The following is a 4,800-nucleotide window of genomic DNA, read 5'->3' on the forward strand; positions in this document are numbered from 1 at the left end:
CAACCGCGTCGACAAGGTGGTCAAGGACAGGGCGAATCGGCGATGATGACGCGGCAGGCATGGTCCCTCGTGACGATCAAGGCGTAGGAAACCTTCATGATCATCACGAGGGCCGTGCCGCCCAAGCATCTCCACGGCGTGTCGCCACCAACATCACTGGTCACGCAGGTCTACAGACGACTTTGCCGGAGCCCTGACCCGCCACCTGTTCCATCCTCCTGCCGAGCTTACGGCTGCCAGACAGCGCTGATCGCTGCGCGCAGCCGAGTTCACAAATCTCGGCAGGAGGCACAGCCGATCCAAGCCAGCTCGCCAGTCACAGAACTACGGCGACCGGCGAGTTGCGCTGCCGCGCAGGGAGTCAAGGATGCCGTCGTTGTCGGCGACCCTCCCCTCGTCCTGCTCGTCGGGCTGCGGGAACTGGCGGGCGTAGTTCGCAGCAACGACGGCGATGCTCTGGGTGTCCTCGCCGACCCGCTGTTGCATGAGTTCGGTGACCTGCGCGCCGAGGGTGGACTGTGCCTTGCGGATGGCGTCCATGATCTGGGCGGCGAGGTAGTGGGCGCGCATGGTGCGCACGTCTTCGGTCAGTTCGAGGTTGGTCAGCAGCCCTGAGGCCCCGACGGTGACCTTGATCGCACCGTTGGCAGCGGTGGCGGTCGAGGAAATCGCCGCCAGGTCCTCCTTGAGTTCCTGGTAGCGGCGTGCCTTGTCGTGAACCTGGGCGGCCCACTGGTCGATCTGCCGTTCCATGTCGTCAGGGCCACTGCTGGGCATGGCTGTCGTCTCCGTCGGCGAGGTCAGGGAAAGTTGGGGGAACCGGCCGGCTCCGCGAGTCGTCACTTCTTATGATGACGCAGCCACGCACGGTTGCCGAGGAGACCCGGGGGAGTCGATGCCATCTGACGGCTACGCGTACTTAGGGGTCCTTGCAGAATGATCTTTGGTTGTGTCACGGTGGGAGCGGACTTGATCACGTTCGCTGAGTGAGGAGCGTGGTACCCGGTGCGCCGGCCCAAGCCGTGGGAGATCAGCGACGAGCTGTGGGCACTGATCGAGCCCTTGCTACCGCGGCCACGACGCCGGTTCCGCTATCCCGGACGCCGGCGCATCGATGACCGCAAGACGCTGCAGGGCATCCTGTTCGTGCTCTACACCGGTATCCAGTGGGAATACCTCCCGCAGGAATTGGGGTTCGGGTCCGGCTCGACCTGCTGGCGGCGCCTACGGGACTGGCAGCAGGCGGGTGTGTGGGAGCAACTACAGCAGGTCCTGCTGGACAAGCTGCGTGCGGCCGATCAACTGGACTTCTCCCGCGCGGTGGTGGACTCCTCGCACATCCAGGCCAAACGGGGGCGATGCTCCCCAAAAGTCGGGCCGAGTCCGGTTGACCGCGCACGACCAGGCTCGAAACATCATGTGATCACCGACGCCCGCGGCATCCCGCTGCGGGTGGCCTTGACCGGCGGCAACCGCCACGACGTCACCCAACTGCTGCCCCTGGTCGAGGGAATCGGACCGGTACGCGGCATCCGGGGTCGGCCCCGTCGCAAGCCCCGCGGGATCTACGCCGATCGCGCTTACGACTACGACAGCCACCGACGCCAGCTGCGTCGGCGGCAGATCACCCCACACATCGCCCAACGGGGCCAGGGCCATGGTTCCGGGCTGGGTCGGCTGCGTTGGGTGGTCGAGGCTGCATTGGCCTGGCTGCATGGACCCCGACGTCTCCGGATCCGCTGGGAGACCCGCGACGATATCCACGAGGGGTTCCTTCAACTCGCCCAGTGCATGATCCTCGCCGCCAAGCTGCCCACCACGGCATTCTGAAAGGACTCCTTAAGCGACGAGCTGCACACCCACCGCCAGCACCTTGACGGAATCGCGGACGCTCTGGCTACGACCCGGTCCAGCGCCGCCGGAGCAGGTGCACCACCGAACGCGTTCGGGGTGATCGGCAGCTTCATCCCCGGCCTGCTGCAGCCGTTGGTGGACCGCGCCTCGCAGGTGATCTCCGCAGGGTCGGAGTCGGTGTCGCAGACCGGGCGGATGTTGCAACGCACCCTCGAGGACTACGACCAGGCCGAGAGCGGGGCCACCGCGGGCTTTCGGGGGTTGGAGGAGCAGCTGTGACAAGCCCGTCGGCGACGGAAGGTATTGCCGCAGCCCAAGACATCGAGGATCTGTCCAGCGCGATCCGCAGCGGGAACTGGGCCGAGGGCGGGCTGGCCGGGCTGAGCACCGGGCTGGACGCTCTCGGCACGATCGCCAACCCGGTGGATGCGTTGCTGACCTCGGGGGTGTCCTGGCTGATCGAGCACGTGCATGTGTTGCGCCAGGCGCTGGACATGTTCGCCGGCGACCCGGGAGCGATCCAGGCGTATGCGGACCATTGGCGGCAGCACGCTCAGCAGGTCGGCGAGCACGCCATCGACTTACGCAACTACGTCAACAACGACACCTCCGGCTGGACCGGGCAGGCCGGCGACGCCTACCGGGCGCAAGCTCTGGACCAGCACGGCGGGATTCAGGCCGGCGCCGCAGCGGCCAACAGCGTGGGTGATGCCGTCGAAGCGTCCGGGCAGATCGTGGCCGCCGTGCGCATGCTGGTGCGGGATCTCATCGCCCAGTGCGTCGCGGAGATCCTCGAGCACCTGCCGGCCTGGCTGGCCACCGAAGGATGCTCGCTGGGCATCGGCACCCCCGTAGTCATCGCGGACGCGGTCGCCCTGATCGCGAAGTGGGTGTGACGCGCCCGTGGGCAAGATCTCCAAGGCGATGAAGATCGTCCCGCGGTCGCTGAAGAATCTGGAGAAGCTCACCGAGGAGGTCGGCGAAGCAACCACCCGCGCCGAAAAGGCCCTCCAGCGTGCCGACCGGACAGCCCAGAATGCGGACAAGACGGCGGCGACGGCGAACAAAGCAGCGTCCAAGGTGAAGAAAACCGGCACGGGAGCCGGGTCCGGGGGGTCGAAACGGACCGGCAAGTACCCGACCACCTACAAGCGTCCCTCCGGCTACCGGAAGGGTGTGCGCGACCAGGTGTGGGCCCAGGCGGAGGCGGGAGCGAAGGACGGCAAGGTCCGTGACCCGCTGACCAAGCAGGTCATGTCGAAGGACGAACCGTGGGACATGGGGCACAAGCCCGGCCACGAGTTCCGCAAACACCAGGCCAGCGCCGCCGAGCGCGGCATCGGCCGCAAGCAGTTCCTCGACGAGCACAACGATCCCAGCCACTACTGGCCTGAGCTACCATCGTCGAACCGGAGCCACCAAGGGGAAGACCACACTGATGACTACTTCGGGCCGTGATCGGAGGCCGGGGCGCTTGTGAGCACCGTTTCGGAGTCCAACCGCACCATCGCGCGCACCGCGGCCGCCGCGTTCGGCGGACGGCCGACTGTGACGCGCTACTGGGACGACAACCACCACAGCTCGGTCGACATCCTCACCTGCGCGGACCAGCCCACCGAAGGCGTCAACTCCTATGCCACCCTCGGCCTGTCCGACACCCCACTAACCCGGGACGGCGCGCAATTTCCGGTCCGCGTCGAACTGGTCGGAGCCTGCGCGAACAATGTCGATTTCTTCCCCAATGCTCTCTCCACCGCCGCGTTCTATGTGATCAACGATCACCTCTTCTGCCAGCCTGGCACGATCTTCCCTCGTGTCATCGAAATGTACGACCCCGACATCACGATGAAGCACTTGATGTTCGTGAGTCCGTTCATCTGGGGGGATGCACCACATACACTTGAGCTGCCCGATAAAACCGTCGCGTGGCTGCTCGCGGTACCCATCGCAGAGGAGGAACGCCGATACGCCGAAACCCATGGTGCCGAAGCACTGGAAGACCTGTTCGAACAAGCGCAAATCGACATCTTCGACATCGACCGCGACCCGGTCACAACCTGACACCAGCCCCGCTCGTGGCCGGCGCGCTTGGCCCTCCAGAACATCAGGGTGCCCACCACCTGGGAAATCTCTCACCTCCGGCTTGTTACTAAGAGCGCGTCTCACGTGGGCCGATGCAGGGCTGCGACCAGCGCTAATCCACCTCACGGGCTGCCACATGAGACATGCTCTAAACACACGGAACCGCAGCGAACTTACTCTTCGCTTGACACACTTCAGCGCTTGGGATGTCTGTCAGCCTAGCCGTAGCTGGCGTGGTCCTCGACCGCCCGGGCCGGCGCGGTATTCACCGAGGAGGTAGTTGGTGATTAGTTGGATATCGCGTGGAGTGTTTTGGACGTCGTTCCATTTGCGCTGATTGCCGTCGGGGAATTCCCACGTGCCGGACGTCCAGCGGCACACTTCGTCGAGTGTCGACAATTCTTTGACGAAGTGTTCGAGGTCGATCTCGTCGTGGTCGTCCAGTCGTGCGTCGGCGATGGCGTCCATAATGAAGCCCAGGCTGATGATGCCGACGCCGTGGGTGAGCCGTGACTTGCGGGGTGGGAGTGCCCAGGCATCGGCGAAGACAGTGCTGACCGCTGTCCAGAAGGTCTTGAGGATGGCCAGCATTGCTTCGGTGCGACCACCGCCGGTATTGGTGTGGCGATAACGGTAGAGGACGCCGTCGGTGAGACTGTTTTCCAGCATACGTAGTACCGAGTTGTCCTTAGAGCGTGTCTCGTTTGGATGTTGCTGGGTAGGCTGCGATGATCTCGCGCCGTGATCGACTCGTTGTCGGAACGGTTGGTGCCCGACGAACTCTGGGCGTTGGTGGAGCCGCTCATCCCACCAGCGAAGGCGCGTCCGCAGGGTGGTGGACGCTCGCGCGCAGACCCCCGTGCG

7 protein-coding genes and 1 pseudogene are annotated in these 4,800 nt (G+C 65.1%); 6 read left to right on the forward strand and 2 right to left on the reverse strand.

Translation table 11 applies throughout. From position 1 onward, the window contains the following. Positions 1–324: 324 nt before the first annotated feature. Positions 325–753, reverse strand: a complete 429-nt coding sequence (locus FFT21_RS28010) for a YbaB/EbfC family nucleoid-associated protein (protein ID WP_192909809.1) — start codon at positions 751–753, stop codon at positions 325–327. A 252-nt stretch (positions 754–1,005) separates the two neighbouring features. On the opposite strand from FFT21_RS28010, the gene FFT21_RS28015 reads away from it, so the two are divergent. From FFT21_RS28015 to FFT21_RS28035, 5 genes are all read left to right on the forward strand, one after another. Next, the gene (locus FFT21_RS28015) at positions 1,006–1,830 is read left to right on the forward strand and encodes an IS5 family transposase (RefSeq protein WP_137816912.1); all 825 of its coding nucleotides are present in this window, start codon (positions 1,006–1,008) and stop codon (positions 1,828–1,830) included. A gap of 120 nt (positions 1,831–1,950) precedes the next feature. Beyond that, positions 1,951–2,133: a hypothetical protein gene (locus FFT21_RS28020; protein WP_137816913.1), complete on the forward strand. Its 183-nt coding sequence runs from the start codon at positions 1,951–1,953 to the stop codon at positions 2,131–2,133. Further along, positions 2,130–2,750, forward strand: coding sequence for a WXG100 family type VII secretion target (locus tag FFT21_RS28025; RefSeq protein ID WP_137816914.1), 621 nt, complete (start codon positions 2,130–2,132; stop codon positions 2,748–2,750). Before FFT21_RS28020 ends, FFT21_RS28025 begins: the two co-directional genes overlap by 4 nt. 7 nt (positions 2,751–2,757) lie before the next feature. Beyond that, positions 2,758–3,312, forward strand: a complete 555-nt coding sequence (locus FFT21_RS30600) for an HNH/ENDO VII family nuclease (protein WP_307722968.1) — start codon at positions 2,758–2,760, stop codon at positions 3,310–3,312. Positions 3,313–3,330: 18 nt separating this feature from the next. Then, positions 3,331–3,915: a suppressor of fused domain protein gene (locus tag FFT21_RS28035; protein WP_137816915.1), complete on the forward strand. Its 585-nt coding sequence runs from the start codon at positions 3,331–3,333 to the stop codon at positions 3,913–3,915. A 234-nt stretch (positions 3,916–4,149) separates the two neighbouring features. Here the strand turns inward: FFT21_RS28035 and FFT21_RS28040 are convergent, their stop codons facing one another. Continuing rightward, the gene (locus tag FFT21_RS28040) at positions 4,150–4,605 is read right to left on the reverse strand and encodes a ParB N-terminal domain-containing protein (protein WP_137816916.1); all 456 of its coding nucleotides are present in this window, start codon (positions 4,603–4,605) and stop codon (positions 4,150–4,152) included. A gap of 72 nt (positions 4,606–4,677) precedes the next feature. Here FFT21_RS28040 and FFT21_RS28045 point away from each other — a divergent pair. Further along, positions 4,678–4,800, forward strand: a pseudogene (locus FFT21_RS28045) (IS5/IS1182 family transposase); the annotation flags it as partial.

The sequence above is a fragment of the Gandjariella thermophila genome, from assembly GCF_005405885.1.
GTDB classification, from domain to species: domain Bacteria; phylum Actinomycetota; class Actinomycetes; order Mycobacteriales; family Pseudonocardiaceae; genus Gandjariella; species Gandjariella thermophila.

Coding starts and splice junctions, on each gene's coding strand:
- FFT21_RS28040 (WP_137816916.1), bottom strand. CDS start 4,605: ATGCTGGAAAACAGTCTCACCGACGGCGTCCTCTACCGTTATCGCCAC.
- FFT21_RS28010 (WP_192909809.1), bottom strand. CDS start 753: ATGGAACGGCAGATCGACCAGTGGGCCGCCCAGGTTCACGACAAGGCA.